Raw genomic sequence first — 20,190 nt, 5'->3', positions numbered from 1 at the left:
TGTGTTGATGGGGGGTGTGGTGCCCACGACTAAAAGCCGTGGCACTGGATATGTGGTTGCGAGTTTGGTTGTGTTGTAAGTTTTCGGCCGGTTAGTGCCAGTTCCCTACACTCATTGCTGAGCTTCCAGGTCTGGCCTATCAATCCTGTGTTCTGCAGGGGGCCTTATCCCTCCTAGAGGGTGAGAAGCCTAATCTTGGAGAAGGTTTCCCGCTTAGATGCTTTCAGCGGTTATCCTTGCCGAACGTGGCTATCCAGCGGTGCTCCTGGTGGAACAACTGGTGGACCAGAGGTTCGTCCGTCCCGGTCCTCTCGTACTAGGGACAGGTTTCCTCAAGCTTCTGACGCGCGCGGCGGATAGAGACCGAACTGTCTCACGACGTTCTAAACCCAGCTCGCGTGCCGCTTTAATGGGCGAACAGCCCAACCCTTGGGACCTGCTCCAGCCCCAGGATGCGACGAGCCGACATCGAGGTGCCAAACCATCCCGTCGATATGGACTCTTGGGGAAGATCAGCCTGTTATCCCCGGGGTACCTTTTATCCGTTGAGCGACACCCCTTCCACTCGGGGGTGCCGGATCACTAATCCCGACTTTCGTCCCTGCTTGACTTGTAGGTCTCGCAGTCAAGCTCCCTTGTGCATTTACACTCAACACCTGATTGCCGTCCAGGTTGAGGGAACCTTTGGGCGCCTCCGTTACATTTTAGGAGGCAACCGCCCCAGTTAAACTACCCACCAGGCACTGTCCGTGAACCGGATATACGGTTCGACGTTAGGTGTCCAATACGATCAGAGTGGTATTTCAACAACGACTCCACTCGAACTGGCGTCCGAGCTTCAAAGTCTCCCACCTATCCTACACAAACCGTACCGAACAACAATACCAAGCTATAGTGAAGGTCCCGGGGTCTTTTCGTCCTGCCGCGCGTAACGAGCATCTTTACTCGTAGTGCAATTTCGCCGAGTCTATGGTTGAGACAGTTGAGAAGTCGTTACGCCATTCGTGCAGGTCGGAACTTACCCGACAAGGAATTTCGCTACCTTAGGATGGTTATAGTTACCACCGCCGTTTACTGGGGCTTAAATTCTCCGCTTCACCCTTACGAGTTAACGGGTCCTCTTAACCTTCCAGCACCGGGCAGGCGTCAGTCCGTATACATCGTCTTGCGACTTCGCACGGACCTGTGTTTTTAGTAAACAGTCGCTTCTCACTGGTTTCTGCGACCGGCTTCCGCTCCCACCGCAAGGGTGTTCACGACATGCCGGCCCCCCTTCTCCCGAAGTTACGGGGGTATTTTGCCGAGTTCCTTAACCATAGTTATCTCGTACGCCTTGGTATTCTCTACCTGACCACCTGTGTTGGTTTGGGGTACGGGCCGTGTGTGAACTCGCTAGAGGCTTTTCTTGGCAGCAGAGGATCACCGAATTCGCCTCAATCGGCTATGCGTCACCTCTCAGGATTAATGAGCGACGGATTTGCCTATCGCTCTCCCTACGGGCTTGCCCCAGTATTACCACTGACTGGTACGGCTACCTTCCTGCGTCACCCCTTCGCTTGACTACTACCACCCGGGGTCCCACGCAGCCGGTCACCGTCGCACCCCGAAGGGATTGATCAGCGACCATTTGGGTGGTTAGCACAGATGATTCATCACGGGCGCGCACACACGGGTACGGGAATATCAACCCGTTGTCCATCGACTACGCCTGTCGGCCTCGCCTTAGGTCCCGACTCACCCTGGGCGGACTGGCCTGGCCCAGGAACCCTTGGTCTTTCGGCGGGCAAGGTTCTCACTTGCCTATTCGCTACTCATGCCTGCATTCTCACTCCCCCACCCTCCACCGGCGGTTACCCGACGGCTTCGCTGAATGAGGGACGCTCCCCTACCCACACCTACATACGTAGATGTGCCGCGGCTTCGGCGGTGTGCTTGAGCCCCGCTACATTATCGGCGCACAATCACTTGACCAGTGAGCTATTACGCACTCTTTCAAGGGTGGCTGCTTCTAAGCCAACCTCCTGGTTGTCTCTGCGACTGCACATCCTTTTCCACTTAGCACACGCTTTGGGGCCTTAGCCGGCGATCTGGGCTGTTTCCCTTTCGACGTACGGAGCTTATCCCCCGCCGTCTCACTGCCACGCTTGACACCACGGCATTCGGAGTTTGGCTGACGTCAGTAACCTAGTAGGGCCCATCGGCCATCCAGTAGCTCTACCTCCGTGGTGAACCACGCAACGCTGCACCTAAATGCATTTCGGGGAGAACCAGCTATCACGGAGTTTGATTGGCCTTTCACCCCTACCCACAGCTCATCCCCTCAGTCTTCAACCTAAGTGGGTTCGGGCCTCCACGCGGTCTTACCCGCGCTTCACCCTGGCCATGGGTAGATCACTCCGCTTCGGGTCCAGAACATGCCACTACACCCCTTACGGGGATGCGCCCTATTCAGACTCGCTTTCGCTGCGGCTACCCCACACGGGTTAACCTCGCGACATGTCCCTGACTCGCAGGCTCATTCTTCAAAAGGCACGCCATCACCCCACGAGGAGGCTCTGACGGATTGTAGGCACACGGTTTCAGGTACTCTTTCACTCCCCTCCCGGGGTACTTTTCACCATTCCCTCACGGTACTAATCCGCTATCGGTCATCGAGAAGTATTTAGGCTTACCGGGTGGTCCCGGCAGATTCACAGCAAATTCCACGGGCTCGCTGCTACTCGGGAGGTTGATCAAGGCAGGTGTCGAGTTTTCGCGTACCGGGCTCTCACCGTCTGCGGCAGACCATCCCAGGCCACTTCCGCTAACTACGACACTTTTTTACTGCCCCTCAGCCAGGTAGAGCTGAGAAGATCATTCCCACAACCCCGCACACACAACCCCTACCCGGTATCACATGCATGCGGTTTAGCCATTTTCCGCGTTCGCTCGCCACTACTAGCGGAATCACAATTGTTTTCTCTTCCTACGGGTACTGAGATGTTTCACTTCCCCGCGTTCCCCCCCGCACCCTATATATTCAGGTACGGGTAACACGACATCACTCGTGCTGGGTTTCCCCATTCGGAAATCCTCGGATCAACGCTCGGTTGACAGCTCCCCGAGGCATATCGCAGCCTCCCACGTCCTTCATCGGCTCTCGATGCCAAGGCATCCACCATGCGCCCTTAGACACTTACAAACACTACAAAAACCAAAGAATTTAAAATTGCACAAAAGAACACGCCACCGCGAACGGCGACGCGATCAGTTGATGCTCGCAACCACTATCCAGTTCTCAAACACCACACCCCACCACCAAGATGGAGGGACAACACTTCGTGCTAGCGCCCGAGTGTTGTCTCAGGACCCAATAGTGTGTCTGGCTTGCTTGTTGTTGTGCACCCAGCCCTCGTCCACTACAGACGAGAACTCCACACGGCCTGCATCCCACCAATTGGGATGCTTTCGTGGTGCTCCTTAGAAAGGAGGTGATCCAGCCGCACCTTCCGGTACGGCTACCTTGTTACGACTTCGTCCCAATCGCCGATCCCACCTTCGACAGCTCCCTCCCAAAGGGTTAGGCCACTGGCTTCGGGTGTTACCGACTTTCATGACGTGACGGGCGGTGTGTACAAGGCCCGGGAACGTATTCACCGCAGCGTTGCTGATCTGCGATTACTAGCGACTCCGACTTCACGGGGTCGAGTTGCAGACCCCGATCCGAACTGAGACCGGCTTTAAAAGGATTCGCTTAACCTCGCGGCATCGCAGCCCTTTGTACCGGCCATTGTAGCATGTGTGAAGCCCTGGACATAAGGGGCATGATGACTTGACGTCATCCCCACCTTCCTCCGAGTTGACCCCGGCAGTCTCTCACGAGTCCCCGGCATTACCCGCTGGCAACATGAGACAAGGGTTGCGCTCGTTGCGGGACTTAACCCAACATCTCACGACACGAGCTGACGACAGCCATGCACCACCTGCACACAGGCCACAAGGGAACCGACATCTCTGCCGGCGTCCTGTGCATGTCAAACCCAGGTAAGGTTCTTCGCGTTGCATCGAATTAATCCACATGCTCCGCCGCTTGTGCGGGCCCCCGTCAATTCCTTTGAGTTTTAGCCTTGCGGCCGTACTCCCCAGGCGGGGTACTTAATGCGTTAGCTACGGCACGGATCCCAAGGAAGGAAACCCACACCTAGTACCCACCGTTTACGGCGTGGACTACCAGGGTATCTAATCCTGTTCGCTCCCCACGCTTTCGCTCCTCAGCGTCAGTTACTGCCCAGAGACCCGCCTTCGCCACCGGTGTTCCTCCTGATATCTGCGCATTCCACCGCTACACCAGGAATTCCAGTCTCCCCTGCAGTACTCCAGTCTGCCCGTATCGCCCGCACGCTCACAGTTAAGCCGTGAGATTTCACGAACAACGCGACAAACCACCTACGAGCTCTTTACGCCCAGTAATTCCGGACAACGCTCGCACCCTACGTATTACCGCGGCTGCTGGCACGTAGTTGGCCGGTGCTTCTTCTCCACCTACCGTCAATCCGAGAAAACCCGGACCTTCGTCGATGGTGAAAGAGGTTTACAACCCGAAGGCCGTCATCCCCCACGCGGCGTCGCTGCATCAGGCTTGCGCCCATTGTGCAATATTCCCCACTGCTGCCTCCCGTAGGAGTCTGGGCCGTATCTCAGTCCCAGTGTGGCCGGACACCCTCTCAGGCCGGCTACCCGTCGTCGCCTTGGTAGGCCGTCACCCCACCAACAAGCTGATAGGCCGCGGGCCCATCCCACACCGCAAAAGCTTTCCACCACAGGACATGCATCCCGTGGTCCTATCCGGTATTAGACCCAGTTTCCCAGGCTTATCCCGAAGTGCAGGGCAGATCACCCACGTGTTACTCACCCGTTCGCCACTCGAGTACCCCCGAAGGGGCCTTTCCGTTCGACTTGCATGTGTTAAGCACGCCGCCAGCGTTCGTCCTGAGCCAGGATCAAACTCTCCAAACAAAAACCCCTCGATAACGAGGTGAATTCACAATCAGAGAAAATCTGACCTAACAAAAAGACACCATGAACTGGCATCAAATTAAAGCGACTACACCCACACACGGGGGGTGTGAGATGCAGTCAAAAAAACAACAACAAATAAAAACACCAAACACACTATTGAGTTCTCAAACAACACTTCTAGCTTGTTTTGCGCCCGTTTTGGGGCAACCCTGCCAGCTTAATACAGATCCGGCAGGAGAGTCAAGCCCCGGTTTCGATCTCCTCCTTGGGAGGTGACCGCGCCTGGTGGGCGTTGAACTGTTGGTAGCTACTGTACCCGCTCGATCTCAGCTCCCAAAATCCCCAGGTTCTCAACGAATAACGGGTAGCCACGGTCGATGTGGAAGACGTCGTGCACCTCGGTGTCGCCGTCCGCGACGAGGCCCGCGAGCACCAAGCCGGCGCCCGCGCGAATGTCCGAACACCACACCGGCGCGCTCGAAAGTTGCGGAAGACCGCGCACCACGGCGTGATGGCCGTCGGTGCGCGCATCCGCCCCCAATCGGATCATTTCCTCGACGAATCGGAAGCGCGCTTCGAAGACGTTCTCGGTAATCATCGAAGTTCCGTCGGCAATCGACGCCAGTGCGATCGCCATTGGCTGGAGATCGGTGGGAAATCCGGGGAACGGCAGCGTGGCCACGTTCACTGCTTTGGGCCGCTCGTACTGGGCGATCCGGAAGCTGCTGTCGGTTTGGGTGACCGTGGCACCCGCATCGTGCAGCTTATGCAGCACCAACTGCAGGTGGGACGGATCTATTCCCGTCACGGTGATGTCGCCGCGGGTCATCGCGGCGGCAATGCCCCAGGTGGCGGCGACGATGCGGTCGCCGATGACGCGGTGCTCGGTCGGATGCAGCCGCGGCACCCCAGTAATGGTCATCGTCGGCGAGCCGGCGCCTTCCACCTGAGCGCCCATCTGGTTCAGCATGGTGCACAGGTCGACCACGTCGGGTTCGCGGGCGGCATTGTGGATGGTGGTGACACCCTCGGCCACGACGGCGGCCATCAGGATGTTCTCGGTGGCGCCGACCGAGGGGAATTCGAGCTGAATTTCGGCCCCTCGCAACGTATCTGCTTGCGCCACCACGCAGCCGTGTTCGATGTTGCACTGCGCGCCCAGTTGCCGCAGGCCGGCCTGGTGCATGTCCAGCGGTCGCGACCCGATCGCGTCACCGCCGGGCAACGCGACCCTGGCCTTCTTGCAGCGGCCGACCAGCGGACCCAGCACGCACACCGAGGCGCGGAACTGGCGCACCGCCGCGAAGTCCGCGTCGTATTTCGGTTCGTCGGGCGAGGTGATGCGGGCTACGTCGCCGTCGAGCTCGACGGTGGCCCCCAGACCCCGCAGGACCTCAGCCATCAGCGGCACATCAAGAATGTCGGGGCAGTTGGTGATGGTGCTGGTGCCCTCGGCCAGCAGGGTCGCGGCCATCAACTTGAGCACACTGTTTTTAGCGCCCCCAACAGCGACTTCGCCTGACAACCGGTTGCCACCAGTCACCACGAATCGCTCCGCCACCCGCGTCAGTCTAGTGAAGCGGTATCGGGTTGTCAGTCAGGCCAGAGGCGTACGGGCGGTGATCCCCGGTACGGTTTTGCTCATGGCAGTGCATCTGACCCGCATATATACCCGGACGGGTGACGACGGGACGACGGGATTGAGCGATTTCTCACGGGTCGCCAAGACCGACGCTCGCCTGGTGGCTTACGCGGACTGCGACGAGGCCAATTCCGCAATCGGCGTGGCCGTCGCGCTGGGCGGTCCCGACGAGGCACTCGCCGACGTGCTGCGTCAGATACAGAACGATCTGTTCGACGCCGGCGCTGACCTGTCGACCCCGGTGGTCGAGAATCCGAAGTATCCCCCCCTGCGCATCAGCCAGGACTACATCGACCGGCTCGAGCGCTGGTGTGACACCTACAACGAGAATCTGCCGGCACTGAATTCCTTTGTGCTGCCCGGCGGTTCGGCGCTGTCGGCACTGCTGCACGTGGCTCGTACCGTGGTCCGCCGTGCGGAGCGCTCGGCGTGGGCGGCCGTCGACGCGCACCCGGACGGGGTGAGCGTGCTGCCGGCGAAGTACCTGAACCGTTTGTCGGACCTGCTGTTCATCCTGTCCCGGGTGGCCAATCCGGCGGGCGACGTGCTGTGGCGTCCGGGCGGCGGCAAGGATGCCGAGCGGGAGAACGCGCGCGAACGTCACACGCCGCGGCGGCGGGAGCGCGGCGACGGCCGCGACTCCAGCCATGACTGAAACGCTGTCAAAGCCCCTCGGTCCAAAGCGATTTCGTAACCCTCACGTCGGTCCTGGGTGGTGTCACGCAATTCCAGCACCACGATCTCCTCGGTCATGATGTCGAATTCGTCGCCGCGTGGCGCCCGCCGGCCCACCACTTCCACCCCGCGTCGGCTCAGCCGGCGATCCGGCCACAGGCGCAGACTGGACAGTCGGTAGTACGCGGCTTCGCCGCCGCGATAGCGGATCATGCCGTGGCGCCAGCCATGTCCACCCACCGCGGGGATGTCGCGCATGATGGCTGCCGTTCCGCCCTGGCGCAGTTTCCACAATCGGTAGCTCAGCGCGAGGACGGCGGTCCCCAACAGAACGACAAGGACGACGAGCACGACCATGCCGACCATGGGCGCGCTCATCTTCGTTCGATCAGTCGAGCGCGCCGATGGCGCGCAACCTCGCACGCCCCCGAGCCGCGGTCTTCTCGTCGTCGGACTCCGAATCCTGCCTGGCCGAGCTCTCGTCGATCTCCGACTCGAATTCGGCGGTCTCCGCAAGGATCGTGACACCCTCCTCGGTTACCGACATGAATCCACCGTCGATGGCGACGCGCAGATCGTCCTCACCCTCGCGCTCCACCCGCACCATCGCGTCGTCGACCAATTGCGCCACCAACGGAATGTGGTGCGGCAGGATGCCGATCTCACCGACGGTGGTGCGGGTGAACAGAAACGTCGCTTCGCCCGACCAGATCTCACGGTCGACAGCGACGATCGCCACATTCATTTCCGCCACGTCACACCACCTCTTGCCTCACCCGCAGGTCGAATCACAGCTTGACGTCGAAGGTCTCGGCCTTCTTGGCCAAGTCGTCGAGTCCACCGATCAGGAAGAACGCCTGCTCGGGCACGTGGTCGAAGTCGCCCTTGGTCAGCTTGTCGAAAGCCTCGATGGTCTCCTTGACCGGCACCGTCGAACCAGGCTGTCCGGTGAACTGCTCGGCCGCCATCATGTTCTGCGACAGGAAACGCTCGATCCGGCGCGCGCGGTTGACCAACTGCTTGTCCTCTTCGGACAGCTCGTCCACACCGAGGATGGCAATGATGTCCTGAAGGTCCTTGTAGCGCTGCAGGATTCGGATGACTTCCTGGGCGACGCGGTAGTGCTCGTCACCAACCACGCTGGGGTCCAGGATGGTCGAGCTCGACGCCAGCGGGTCCACCGCCGGGAAGATGCCCTTGGAGAAGACCGAACGCGACAGCTCGGTGGTGGCGTCCAGGTGGGCGAACGTGGTCGCCGGGGCCGGGTCGGTGTAGTCGTCGGCCGGCACGTAAACCGCCTGCATCGACGTAATCGACTTGCCTCGGGTCGAGGTGATGCGCTCCTGCAACTCGCCCATCTCGTCGGCCAGCGTGGGCTGGTATCCCACCGCCGAAGGCATCCGGCCGAGCAGAGTCGACACCTCGGAACCGGCCTGGGTGAAACGGAAGATGTTGTCGATGAACAGCAACACGTCCTGGCCGGCCTCGTCGCGGAACCACTCCGCCATGGTCAGCGCGGACAACGCCACCCGCATACGGGTGCCGGGCGGCTCGTCCATCTGACCGAACACCAACGCGGTGTCCTTGAGCACGTCGGCTTCCTGGAGCTCGACCCAGAGGTCGTTGCCCTCACGGGTGCGCTCCCCCACGCCGGCGAAAACCGAAGTACCACCGAAGTTTCGGGCAATACGGTTGATCATCTCCTGGATCAACACCGTCTTGCCCACGCCGGCACCACCGAACAGTGCGATCTTGCCGCCACGCACGTAAGGCGTCAGCAGGTCGACGACCTTCAGGCCGGTCTCGAGCATTTCGGTCCGGGGTTCGAGTTCCTCGAACGACGGCGGCTTGCGGTGAATGGACCAGTGGTCGAAGTCTTCGCCGTAGCCCTCTTCGTCCAGGCAGTGGCCCAGGGCGTTGAAGACATGGCCCTTGACGCCCTCACCGACCGGCACCGTGATCGACTTACCGGAGTCGGTGACCTCGACGCCGCGCACCAGGCCGTCGGTGGGCTGCATCGAGATGGCACGCACCAGGTTGTCACCGAGGTGCTGCGCGACCTCAAGCGTGAGGGTCTTTTTCAGCGACTCGTGATCAATCTGGGCATTGAGGGCGTTGAACAGTTCCGGCACGGAGCCCCGCGGAAACTCGACGTCGACGACCGGTCCGGTGATCCGGACCACCCGGCCGTTGGTGTCGGAACTTCCCGACTTGTTCTCGGTCTTCTCGTCAGTAGCAGTCATGATGTGTACTTCGCTTCCTCGTGGGGCTACTTGGCGGCGTCAGCGAGCGCGTTTGCGCCACCGACGATTTCGCTGATCTCTTGGGTGATTTGGGCTTGGCGCTCGCGGTTGGCTTGCAGCGTCAGATCTTTGATGAGGTCGTCGGCATTGTCGGTGGCCGACTTCATCGCGCGCTGACGCGAAGCCAGCTCCGATGCGGCGGATTCCAGCAACGCCGCGTACACCCGAGTGGTGATGTACCTCGGCAGCAGCGCGTCGAACAACGTTGTCGCGTCGGGCTCGAACGAGTACAGCGTGGACGGCCCGGTGTCTTCCTCGACGTACTCCACAACCAGCGGAGCCATCCGGTGGGCGACCGCCGCCTGGGACATCATCGACTTGAATTCCGAGTACACGATGTGCAATTCGTCGACGCCCTGGACCTCGTCCTGGTTGCCTTCGTCGTCGTCCTCGCCCTTCATGAAGGCATCCACCAGCGCCGCACTGATTTCGGCGGCGTTCTCCACCTGGGGTTGTTCGGAGAAACCCGACCACGACTCGACGATGTCCCAGTTCCGGAACGAGAAGTAGTTCTGCGCTTTGCGTCCCACGGTGTAGAGGACGGGCTGCTTGCCTTCTTCCCGCAACAGCGAGAACAGTTCCTCGGACCGCCGGAAAATGCTCGAGTTGTACGCACCGCACAGCCCGCGGTCGGACGACAGCACCAACACACCGGCCCGCTTCGGGTTCTCCCGCTCGACGAGCAACGGGTGGTCCAGAGCGGCTTCGGCCGACAGCGTGTACAGCATGGTGGTGATCTGCAGGGTGTACGGCCGTGCGGCTTGCAACCTCGTCTGCGCTTTACCGATGCGCGAAGTCGCAATCAGCTCTTGGGCTTTGGTGATCTTTTTGATCGACCCCGCCGAGCGGATCCTCGACCGTAGTTCGCGGAGTGTGGCAGCCATTGTTAGCTACTTCGTGTCCTTCTTTTCCTGGTCCTTGGGCTTTTCTTTCTTGACCTGGACCGATTCCTTGCCCACTTCGTCTTCGTCGAGGGGCTCGACGTGCTCGTCGCGCACCACCGACTCGCCATCGCTGGCGGAGAAGCCCTTCTTGAAGTGGTTGATGATGTCGGTCAGCTTCTCTTCGTCCTCTTCGCCGAGCTTCTTGCTCTTGCGAACCTGCTCGAGGAACCCTTCTTCGGACGCCTTCATGTGGTCCAGGAGCTCGGATTCGAAGCGCTTGACGTCCTCGACCGGCACCGAGTCCAGGTGACCGCCGGTACCCAGGAAGATCGAGACCACCTGCTCCTCAACGGGCATTGGCTGGAACTGTGGCTGCTTGAGCAGCTCCACCAGCCGCTCACCGCGAGCCAGCTGCTTCTTGGAGGTGTCGTCGAGGTCGGAGGCGAAAGCAGCGAAGGATTCCAGTTCGCGGTACTGCGACAGGTCCAGACGCAGCGAGCCGGCCACCTCCTTCATCGCCTTGATCTGCGCGGCGCCACCGACGCGGGACACCGAGGAACCGACGTTGATGGCCGGCCGGACCCCCTGGTTGAACAGGTCGGACTCCAGGAAGCACTGCCCGTCGGTGATCGAGATGACGTTGGTCGGAATGTAGGCCGAGATGTCATTGGCCTTGGTCTCGATCACCGGAAGGCCGGTCAGCGAGCCGCCGCCGAGATCGTCGGAGAGCTTGGCGCAGCGCTCCAACAACCGCGAGTGCAGGTAGAACACGTCACCCGGGAACGCCTCGCGGCCCGGCGGGCGGCGCAGCAGCAGCGAGATGGCGCGGTAGGCGTCGGCGTGCTTGGTCAGGTCGTCGAACACGATGAGGACGTGCTTGCCCTCGTACATCCAGTGCTGGGCGATCGCCGAACCCGTGTACGGCGCAAGCCATTTGAAGCCGGCGGAGTCGGACGCCGGAGCGGCGACGATGGTGGTGTAGTCCATCGCGCCGCCCTCTTCGAGTGCCTGGCGCACCGCGGCGATGGTGGTGCCCTTCTGCCCGATGGCCACGTAGACGCAGCGCACCTGCTGCTTCTCGTCGTCGGTTTCCCAGTTCTTGCGCTGGTTGAGGATGGTGTCGACGCAGACCGCGGTCTTGCCGGTCTTGCGGTCACCGATGATCAGCTGACGCTGCCCGCGGCCGATGGGGGTCATCGCGTCGATGGCCTTGATGCCGGTCTGCAGTGGTTCTTTCACGCCCTGCCGCTGCACCACGGACGGGGCCTGCAGCTCGAGTGCGCGGCGGGTGTCGGTCTCGATGTCGCCGCCGCCGTCGATCGGGTGACCCAGCGGGTCGACGACCCGACCCAGGTATCCGTCGCCCACCGGAACCGACAGCACCTCTCCGGTGCGCTTGACCTGCTGGCCCTCTTCGAGCTGCTCGAAGTCACCCAGGATGACCGCACCGATGCTGTGCTCGTCGAGGTTCAGGGCGACACCGAGGACACCCCCGGTGAACTCGAGCAGTTCCTGAGTCATCACCGACGGCAGACCCTCGACGTGCGCGATGCCGTCCCCGGCGTCGACGACGGTGCCGACCTCTTCCCGAGAGGTCTCCGAGGTAAAGGACTCTACGTACTCTTCAATTGCGCTCTGGATGTCATTAGCGGAGATTGTCAACTCGGCCATGGCTTTTCGTCTTCCTACTTCGGGGTTGGTGCTGACTGGTTCGGGTTGTGTCGGGCTTCGTTGATCTGCTGCGGGTACTCGTTTGTCAATCCGGTAATTGGGCCTCGGCTGCGGCCAACCGCGACTTGAGCGTTCCATCGATAATCTCGTCGCCCACAGCGATCAAGAGGCCACCGAGCAGTTCCTCGTCGGTCTGCAACTGGACCGTGACCGGATGACCGTAGATGCGGCTGAGCACTTCGGTCAGACGCGTGCGTTGTGCGTCGCTGAGCTCGGCCGCGGCACTGACCTGAGCGACGACCTCACCGCGACGGGCCACCGCGACCTCAGCAAGGAGCTGCAGCGCCTCATCGGCGGTCTGGTGACCGCGCAACAGGTCGATCGTGTGTGAAAGCAGCTTGGCCGCAACCGGATCGACACCACCGCCGGCGCTGTCCAGGACCTTGTTGAGCAGGCCCACCCGACCTTCGGCCGGGGTGGTGTGGTCACCCAGCAGGATGGCCAGCCGAGGCTGCGCGTCGATGATGCGGGACACCCGGAACAACTGGTCTTCGACCTCGTCGACCTTGTCGTTGCGTTCGGCGACCGCCAGCAACGCCTGACGCGAAAGGTGCTCGACCGCATCCACCAGGTCGGCGTTGGCCGACCAGCGCTCCGCGACGGCCGTCCGCAGCACGCCGAGCGTGGAATCGGCGACCTTGCCGTCGAGCAGCCGCTCCAGCAACTTGACCCGAGGGCCCGAATCCTCGGCCGGCACGGTGAGGTAACGGGTGACCACCGTTTCGCGGTGCAGCAGTTTGGCCACCGAGACCAGTTCGTCCGCAAGCGATGTGAGGCCGTCGTCGTCCAGATCGCTGACGGCGGAATCGAACTGGTCCACCACGTTGGTCAGCGCGAGGCGACTCGACGAGCGCATCTTGGCCAGTACCGGATACTCGACGTCGGCCTCTTCCGGCGCCATTTGGTCGAGCTCGTCGAGGAAGCGGTCGACGGTGGCTGCCTGCTGGTCCTTGTCTGCGACGAAGCTGCGCACCAAATCCCCGGCCTGGCGGACGGATTCGTGCCCCAACTCCAAGCGGAGCTGGCGGCTCAGTTGCGCACGCAGCAGTTCGGTCTGCCGAACGCCTTGCGCTTTGATGCGTTCCGCTTCGGAATCGGCCTGCGCCTTCATCTGCTCGGCAATACGTTCGGAGTCGGCCTTGGCCTCCTCGACGAGGCGCTCGGCCTCCTCTTTGGCGGACTGTACGGCCTTGCTGTGCGCCGTCGTCGACTCGGTCAGCCGCTGCGCGGCCTTTTCCGAATCTTTCAACTGCTGGCGCACCATCTCCTGCCGGTCGGTCATCAGTTTGCGCACCGGCGGCACGACGTACCGCCAGACCAGCGCCACGATGGCCGCGAACCCGATCAGCTGTCCGATAAATGTCGACATATGGTTGGCTACCTGGTCGCTGTTGAGGGGGTGACGTCGACTCCGAGGATCCGACTGGCCAGCGTCGCCGACATGGCACCCACGTTGGCCCGCAAATCCATCTCCACGGCGTCCCTCTCCCGCTTCAATTGCTCATTGGCCTGGGCCAGTGACTCCGCCACCTGCTGTTCGGCACGAGCGCGGGCGTCCTCGACTGTCTTGCGGCCGTCGATCCGGGCGTTGTCGCGGTAGGACCCCGCCTCGAGCCGGGCTTCCTTCATCGCTTCTTCGTAGTCGGCGTCGGCGGCAGCAAACTGCTCGGACGACTTCTTGTTGTCCGCCTGCGTCTTGGCGACCATCGCCTCGCGCTCCCGCAACACCTTCAGGATCGACGGCACGACGAATTTGCTGATGACGCCGAGCACAATCAGGAAGATGGCCAGCACGAAAAAGAACGTGCCGTTCGGGATGAGGAAGTTGCTTCCGCCGCCCTCTGCCGAGAACCTCACCGTCGAAGCAACGGTGCGCACTTGCCCGTTAGGACCCATCTCAGCGAATTACTTGACGGGAGTGGCAAAGACGAACAGCGCCATGAACGCCAGGTTGATGAAGTAGGCCGCCTCAACCAGACCGACGGTGATGAAGAACGGAGTGAACAGCCGTCCCTGCGCCTCGGGCTGACGGGCGACGCCGGCGATCAGCGCGTTACCGGCAACACCGTCACCGATACCGGCGCCGATGGCGCCACCGGCCATGATCAGTCCACCGCCGATGAGGGCGCCGGCAGCGATTGTGGGGTCCATTTTCTTATCCTCCTTGATAACTCTGGTAGCGGTTTACCAGGATTTTTTTAGTGGTGGTCTTCGTCTAGTTCCATGGATTGGCTGAAGTACAGGATCGTCAACAGCGCAAAGATGAAGGCCTGGATGGCGCCGACGAACAGGTCGAAGGACTTCCAGATCGCGTTCGGCAGCCACAGGATGTAGGGCGGGAACATCGCGATCAGCGCGACCAGGATGCCGCCGGCAAAGATGTTGCCGAAGAGTCGCAGCGACAACGAGATTGGCTTGGCTAGTTCTTCGACGACGTTGATCGGCGCCAGGATCGCCACGTGTCCCTTGAGGACCTTGACCGGGTGCCCGATAATGCCGCGACGCCAGATCCCCGCCGAGTGGTAGCAGACGAAGACGAACAGGGCTAGCGCCAGAACGTAATTGATGTCGGCCGCCGCCGAGGAGAGCAATTCGCTGGTTTTGCCCTCCTTGTCCTTGTACTGCACCGGCAGCACCGACAGCCAGTTGGAGACCAGGATGAACACGAAGATCGTCACCGCGAGCGGCAGCACGAAGGGCGCGATCCGCATCCCGATCGCGGCTTCCACCTGACTGCGCATCTGGATGGTGATCGCCTCGAAGAACAGCTGCACGCCTCCCGGCACACCGCTCGAGGTGACCTTGGAGCGCAACCAGAACGCCAGGGCCAGCACGATCAGCGCGGCAATCGCCGTCGACAGGATCGTGTCGGTGTTGACCGTCAAGCCGAACCACGTGGCGGTCTCGTGGTGGCCGACCTCGATTGAGCCCTCGGCCAGGATCGACTCAGTCATCGCCGGCGCTTCTCCCTTCCGTCCCGTCTGATCCGGTCAGTACCCCACCCTCGGGCGTCTCAAGCTGCCCGTCGGGATCCCCGGTCCGCAGCTTCTTCCACACCGGCAGGGCGGTCGATGCCACCAGCACCACCTGGAAGAGCGCCAAACCGAAGAGCACGCCCAGACCCTGAGGCCGGAAGATGAAGGCGATGACCAGCGCCAAAATGGTGATGATCGCGACCCGCGAGGCCGAATTGATGGCCATCGATCTCTTCAGCGGGTGGTCCCGGGAGGTGATCGACTCCACCGAACGCCGCACCAGCAGCGCGTTGAGCAAACCCAGCAGCAACCCGACGCCGAAGAACGCTCCGACCATCGGGTGGCCGGCGTAGGTGGCGATCAGCGTGGCCACCGCGGTCAGCGCCATGCTGATGACGAACAGCCGAACGGGGCGGAACGCAACAGCGGGAAACACCAACGGCGCGTCCTGCGCTGGTGTCGTCACTGCAGCACCTCAATCCCGGGGTCTGGATGCGTGAACCACATCACTGTCTGATCTGTGGCCCGCCGAGCGTATCGCAAGGGTTCGCGCTGGAATCACCCAAGGGGTAGCTCCCTGTGTCGGTCGTAATTCGGCGCGACTGGATATGCATCCGACGGGCCGGGGGGCCGGCAACCCGCGAGGTTTAATTCGGGGCTCTACCAGCACCGTACCACACCAAAGCCGGATCTACTACTCGTCGTCGTAGTCTTCCTCGCGGCGGCGCAGCAGCGGGATCGCGGTGGCGATACCCGCGACGACGATCGCGCCCAACATCACCGCCGCGGTGTGTCGGGGGTCGAAAAAGATGGTGCTGGCCGCGCCGAAGGCCACGATGCCCACCCATAGGTAGATCAACAGCACGACGCGGCGGTGGGAATGTCCGATCTGCAGTAACCGGTGGTGCAGGTGCATCTTGTCGGGGCTGAATGCGCTGCGCCCGGCGCGGGTGCGGCGCACGATGGCCAGCAGCAGATCGAGCATCGGGACGAACATGACGGCCACCACCAGCAAAAACGGTGACAGCAGAGCAAACACGTCGCGGGCGCCGTAGGCGTTCTGGGAGATCGGACCTGCGGCGGTCGTGGACGCCGCGGCGAGCATCAGGCCGACCAGCATCGATCCGGAATCGCCCATGAAGATCCTGGCCCGGTGGAAGTTGTGCGGCAGGAAGCCCAGACAGGCCCCGGCCAGCACAACCGAGATGACCGCGGGCGGGTAATACAGCACGTCACCGCCGTGGTCGCGCAGCAGGCCCACCGAGAACATGCAAATAGCCAGGGCGGTGATCAGGCCCAGTCCGGCGGCCAGCCCGTCGAGGCCGTCGACGAAATTCATCGCATTGACGATCGAGACGGTCAGCGCCAGGGTGAGCAGGATCGAGGACGCCTGGTCCAGCACGATGGTGCCCACCCCGCCCACCGGGATATACAGCACGCTCCAGGCCACACCCATCGTGACCAGCACACTGGCGGCGGTGATCTGCCCGGCGAACTTCGTCAGGGCGTCCAGTCCCCACCGGTCGTCGATCAGGCCGATGCCCATGATCACCGCGCCGGCGACGAGCACCGCGGGCATCCCGGTGGAATAGACGAACCCGCGCGTCAGGGCGGGCAGCTGGGAGGCTAGGAAGACAGCGGAGACGACGCCCAGGAACATGGCCAGCCCGCCCATCCGCGGGGTGGGCGTGACGTGCACATCGCGTTCCCGGGGATAGGCGACGGCACCCAGGCGGGTGGCCAATACGCGCACCGGACCGGTCGCGAAATAGGTGATGATCGCCGCGGTCAAGCCGACCAGGGCAAGCTCCCGCAGCGGGACGCCGGCGCTGCGATCCGAGAGGGCGAGCAAACCACCGGCAAGGCTGGTCGGGTCGCTGGACACCTCGAGACCCTACTTCACCTACCTGAGCGTGCTCTGGGGGGCTTTGAGGCTCTCGCGCCTCGCGGTGGCTGCGGCGCCGAACGTGCGCCTTATGTACGCGATTCGCCGCGCGCAGGTACATATCCCCCACGTTCGGCGCACGCCGGCTACTCGACGAGGCTGGCCGCGTCCACGCCGAGCACCTCGGCGACCCGTTCGACGCTCACCGGCCCCTCGCGCAGGATGCGCGGGGCGTTACCGCTGAGGTCCACGATCGTCGAAGCGGCTTGCTGGGCAGCGGGCCCACCGTCGAGGTAGACGTCGACGAGATCACCGAGCTGCCTGTGCGCCTCGTCGGCGTCGACGGCCGCCGGCTGCCCCGAGACATTGGCGCTCGACACCGCCATGGGTCCAACCTCGCGCAACAGCTCGATGGCGACCGGGTGCAGCGGCATCCGCAGCATCACCGTGCCGTGCGCGTCCCCGAGATCCCAACGCAGCGAGGGCGCTTGGGTGACCACCAGGCTCAGCGCGCCGGGCCAGAAGGCACGGACCAAGTCGCGTGCGCCGTCGGGCATGCCGTACACCAGTCCCTCGATGGTGTGCCACGAGCCGACGAGCACGCCCACGGGCATGTCACGACCGCGGCCCTTGGCCGCAAGTAAAGCGTCTACCGCGGTGCTGTCGAACGCGTCGGCTCCGATGCCGTAGACCGTGTCGGTCGGCATGACCACCAGCCGGCCGGCCTTGAGCGCACCGACCGCGGCGGCGATCCCGCGGGCTCGTTGGTCGGGGTCGGCGCAATCGAAGATGTCAGACACGGGCGCCGCTCCTCTGAGCCGTCACGAATCGGGGCCGTCCAGCCAGGTCGTTGCGCGCCATGACGTCGTCGAAACCCCCGGTCTGGGCGACAGCTTTCACGGTCAAAGCCGACGTGCTGTCGTCATGCTCCACCGCGAACAGCCCGCCGGGACGCAGCAGGCGGGCAGCCAGCTCTACCACGCTGGGTATCACGGCCATCCCGTCCGGGCCGCCGAACACCGCGCGCGGCGGATCATGTTGCGCCACTTCGGGTTCCACGTCGGCATCGGCGGGCACATAAGGCGGGTTGGCGACGACCAGGTCCACGCGGCCGTCGAGTTCGGCGAGCAAGCCGGGTGTGCACACGTCGGCCCGGACCAGTTCGACAGCGGTGCCCGCGGCATTGCGGCGCGCATAGTCGAGCGCTTCCTCGGAGACATCGACGCCCACGACGCGGGCGGCCGGCCAGTGCCGGGCTAGTGCAATCGCCAGCGCACCCGATCCGGTGCACAGGTCGACGATGCGTGGCTGCGACGGAAGCGGTTGCGCGACAGCCCATTCCAGCAATGACTCGGTCTCCGGACGCGGTATGAACACCCCGGGCCCGACGTGCAACAGCAGCGGGCCGAACGCGGCGGTCCCGATCAGATGCTGCAACGGCACGCGTTGCGAGCGTGCGGTGACGGCATCGCGGAAGCGGTCGAAAAAATCCTCGGGCGGCGGCTCGAGTAGGGCCAGCCGGCCCCGTTCGGTGCCGACCAGGTGGGCGGCCAATTGTTCGGCGTCGACGCGCGCGGAGTCGATCCCGGCTTCGGCCAGTCGCGCCGCCGCGGAGTCGATCGCCCGACGCAGGGAGGTCATGCCTGTTGCAGCCGGGATTGCTTATCCGCCGCGCTCAGCGCATCGAAGAGGGCATCGAGATCGCCGTCGAGCACCTGGTCGAGGTTGTGCGACTTGAAGCCGATCCGGTGATCGGTGATCCGGTTTTCCGGGAAGTTGTACGTCCGGATGCGTTCGCTGCGGTCGACCGTACGGATCTGGCTGGCGCGGTCGGCCGAGGCGTCGGCTAAGGCCTGCTCTTCGGCCAGGACCTGCAGCCGCGCGGCCAGCACCTGCAACGCGCGGGTCTTGTTCTGCAGCTGGGACCGTTCGTTCTGGCAGGTGACGACGATCCCGGTGGGCAGGTGGGTGATGCGCACCGCGGAGTCAGTGGTGTTGACGCCCTGGCCGCCCTTGCCTGACGAGCGGTAGACGTCGATGCGCAGATCCGATTCGTCGATCTGCACTTCGCCGACCTCTTCGGGCTCCGGATACACCAGCACCCCGGCCGCCGAAGTATGGACGCGCCCTTGAGATTCGGTGACCGGCACGCGCTGCACGCGGTGCACGCCGCCCTCGAACTTCATCCGCGACCAGACGCCGTCGGCCGAGTCGCCTTTGCTCGCAATGGCCAACGTCGCGTCCTTATAGCCGCCCAGGTCCGAGGTGGTCTCGCCGAGCACCGTCACAGTCCAGCCGTGCCGCTCGGCGTAGCGGATGTACATCCGGGCCAGATCGGCGGCGAACAACGCCGACTCCTCGCCACCCTCACCGGATTTCACCTCCAGCACGATGTCGTCGGGGTCGTGGGGGTCGCGCGGGGCCAGCATGTCGGTGAGCTGGGAGTCCAGCTCGGCGACCCGGGCCTCGAGCTCGGTGACCTCCTCGGCGAACGAGTCGTCGTCGGCGGCCAGCTCACGCGCGGTCTCCAGGTCGTCACGCGCGGACACCAGCTTGCGGTGGGTGGCAACGATCGGAGCGAGGCGGGCGAATCGACGGCCCGCCTTGCGGGCTTCGTCAGGCCTGCTGTGCAATTCGGGGTCGGCCAGGGCGCGTTCGAGCGCCGCGTGCTCGGCGAGCAGGACGTCAATCGTCTGCACCGGCTGCGTCATGTCTCACCTCCGACCTGCGAAGCTCTTACCCCGAACGCGAACCGACGCCCGGCCTGTGCGGATGATGCACAGTTCGGGCGTCGGAAAGCCAGCTACTTGTCCGCGGCGTCCGCGGCGGCCTTGCGCTTGCCGTAGCGCTTCTCGAAGCGGGCAACGCGGCCGCCGCTGTCGAGGATCTTCTGCTTGCCGGTGTAGAAGGGGTGGCACTGCGAGCAGACCTCGGCCACAATCCGACCGCCCGGCTTGGTGCTGCGGGTCTGGAACGAGTTCCCGCAACCGCAGACCACGGTGGTCTCCTCGTAGGCGGGATGAATGTCAGTTTTCATGCTGTCCTCTTCGTCGTCGAGCGCCCATTATGCCAGGTCAACTACTGTCTCCCAAAACAG

Annotated in this window: 16 protein-coding genes, 2 rRNA genes and 1 pseudogene; 1 reads left to right on the top strand and 18 read right to left on the bottom strand. The window is 62.9% G+C overall.

The annotated features are described in order from the left end of the window. Positions 1–71: 71 nt before the first annotated feature. The 3 genes from BN972_RS11870 to murA form a co-directional block, all read right to left on the bottom strand. A 23S ribosomal RNA gene (locus BN972_RS11870) occupies positions 72–3,181 on the bottom strand. A 282-nt stretch (positions 3,182–3,463) separates the two neighbouring features. Further along, positions 3,464–4,995, bottom strand: a 16S ribosomal RNA gene (locus tag BN972_RS11865). The 16S and 23S rRNA genes sit together here, the layout of an rRNA operon. A gap of 310 nt (positions 4,996–5,305) precedes the next feature. Beyond that, complete coding sequence (gene murA, locus BN972_RS11860; protein ID WP_036357894.1) at positions 5,306–6,559, bottom strand: UDP-N-acetylglucosamine 1-carboxyvinyltransferase; 1,254 nt, start codon at positions 6,557–6,559, stop codon at positions 5,306–5,308. Positions 6,560–6,641: 82 nt separating this feature from the next. Here murA and BN972_RS11855 point away from each other — a divergent pair. Next, a pseudogene (locus BN972_RS11855) lies at positions 6,642–7,217 on the top strand (cob(I)yrinic acid a,c-diamide adenosyltransferase); the annotation flags it as partial. A 23-nt stretch (positions 7,218–7,240) separates the two neighbouring features. Here BN972_RS11855 and BN972_RS11850 read toward each other — a convergent pair. From BN972_RS11850 to rpmE, 15 genes are all read right to left on the bottom strand, one after another. After that, a complete protein-coding gene (locus BN972_RS11850) occupies positions 7,241–7,693 on the bottom strand; it encodes a DUF2550 domain-containing protein (protein ID WP_036357891.1) in 453 nt (150 codons plus the stop codon). Positions 7,694–7,703: 10 nt separating this feature from the next. After that, positions 7,704–8,069, bottom strand: coding sequence for a F0F1 ATP synthase subunit epsilon (locus tag BN972_RS11845; protein ID WP_036357888.1), 366 nt, complete (start codon positions 8,067–8,069; stop codon positions 7,704–7,706). 34 nt (positions 8,070–8,103) lie between these two features. Further along, positions 8,104–9,558 (bottom strand): F0F1 ATP synthase subunit beta, encoded by a 1,455-nt coding sequence (gene atpD, locus BN972_RS11840; RefSeq protein WP_036357887.1) that lies wholly within the window; start codon positions 9,556–9,558, stop codon positions 8,104–8,106. A 26-nt stretch (positions 9,559–9,584) separates the two neighbouring features. Next, positions 9,585–10,502 (bottom strand): F0F1 ATP synthase subunit gamma, encoded by a 918-nt coding sequence (locus BN972_RS11835; RefSeq protein ID WP_036357884.1) that lies wholly within the window; start codon positions 10,500–10,502, stop codon positions 9,585–9,587. Between the two features lie 6 nt (positions 10,503–10,508). Beyond that, positions 10,509–12,173 carry a F0F1 ATP synthase subunit alpha gene (gene atpA, locus BN972_RS11830; protein ID WP_036357881.1) on the bottom strand — a complete coding sequence of 555 codons (1,665 nt, stop codon included), beginning with the start codon at positions 12,171–12,173 and terminating at the stop codon, positions 10,509–10,511. 85 nt (positions 12,174–12,258) lie between these two features. Continuing rightward, entirely contained in the window at positions 12,259–13,602 is a 1,344-nt protein-coding gene (locus BN972_RS11825; RefSeq protein WP_036357878.1) for a F0F1 ATP synthase subunit B/delta, read from the bottom strand. Positions 13,603–13,610: 8 nt separating this feature from the next. Then, positions 13,611–14,129 carry a F0F1 ATP synthase subunit B gene (locus BN972_RS11820; RefSeq protein ID WP_036357876.1) on the bottom strand — a complete coding sequence of 173 codons (519 nt, stop codon included), beginning with the start codon at positions 14,127–14,129 and terminating at the stop codon, positions 13,611–13,613. A gap of 9 nt (positions 14,130–14,138) precedes the next feature. Further along, a complete protein-coding gene (locus BN972_RS11815; protein ID WP_036357873.1) occupies positions 14,139–14,384 on the bottom strand; it encodes a F0F1 ATP synthase subunit C in 246 nt (81 codons plus the stop codon). Positions 14,385–14,431: 47 nt separating this feature from the next. Continuing rightward, the gene (gene atpB / locus BN972_RS11810; protein WP_036357870.1) at positions 14,432–15,187 is read right to left on the bottom strand and encodes a F0F1 ATP synthase subunit A; all 756 of its coding nucleotides are present in this window, start codon (positions 15,185–15,187) and stop codon (positions 14,432–14,434) included. Further along, positions 15,180–15,674: an ATP synthase subunit I gene (locus BN972_RS11805; RefSeq protein WP_036357868.1), complete on the bottom strand. Its 495-nt coding sequence runs from the start codon at positions 15,672–15,674 to the stop codon at positions 15,180–15,182. The genes atpB and BN972_RS11805 overlap by 8 nt, the downstream gene beginning before the upstream one ends. A gap of 228 nt (positions 15,675–15,902) precedes the next feature. Then, complete coding sequence (locus BN972_RS11800) at positions 15,903–17,093, bottom strand: glycosyltransferase family 4 protein (protein WP_036357865.1); 1,191 nt, start codon at positions 17,091–17,093, stop codon at positions 15,903–15,905. 146 nt (positions 17,094–17,239) lie between these two features. Continuing rightward, positions 17,240–17,893, bottom strand: coding sequence for an L-threonylcarbamoyladenylate synthase (locus BN972_RS11795; protein ID WP_036357864.1), 654 nt, complete (start codon positions 17,891–17,893; stop codon positions 17,240–17,242). Next, positions 17,886–18,734 (bottom strand): peptide chain release factor N(5)-glutamine methyltransferase, encoded by an 849-nt coding sequence (gene prmC / locus BN972_RS11790; RefSeq protein ID WP_036357861.1) that lies wholly within the window; start codon positions 18,732–18,734, stop codon positions 17,886–17,888. Before prmC ends, BN972_RS11795 begins: the two co-directional genes overlap by 8 nt. Then, positions 18,731–19,804, bottom strand: a complete 1,074-nt coding sequence (gene prfA, locus BN972_RS11785) for a peptide chain release factor 1 (protein ID WP_036357858.1) — start codon at positions 19,802–19,804, stop codon at positions 18,731–18,733. The genes prmC and prfA overlap by 4 nt, the downstream gene beginning before the upstream one ends. Positions 19,805–19,896: 92 nt before the next feature. After that, positions 19,897–20,130 carry a 50S ribosomal protein L31 gene (rpmE, locus tag BN972_RS11780; RefSeq protein WP_036357855.1) on the bottom strand — a complete coding sequence of 78 codons (234 nt, stop codon included), beginning with the start codon at positions 20,128–20,130 and terminating at the stop codon, positions 19,897–19,899. Positions 20,131–20,190: the final 60 nt, after the last annotated feature.

This window comes from Mycobacterium asiaticum DSM 44297, from assembly GCF_000613245.1.
GTDB classification, from domain to species: domain Bacteria; phylum Actinomycetota; class Actinomycetes; order Mycobacteriales; family Mycobacteriaceae; genus Mycobacterium; species Mycobacterium asiaticum.
The sequence above is the reverse complement of the archived record's forward strand: the minus strand, read 5'-3'. Positions and strand labels throughout refer to the sequence as shown.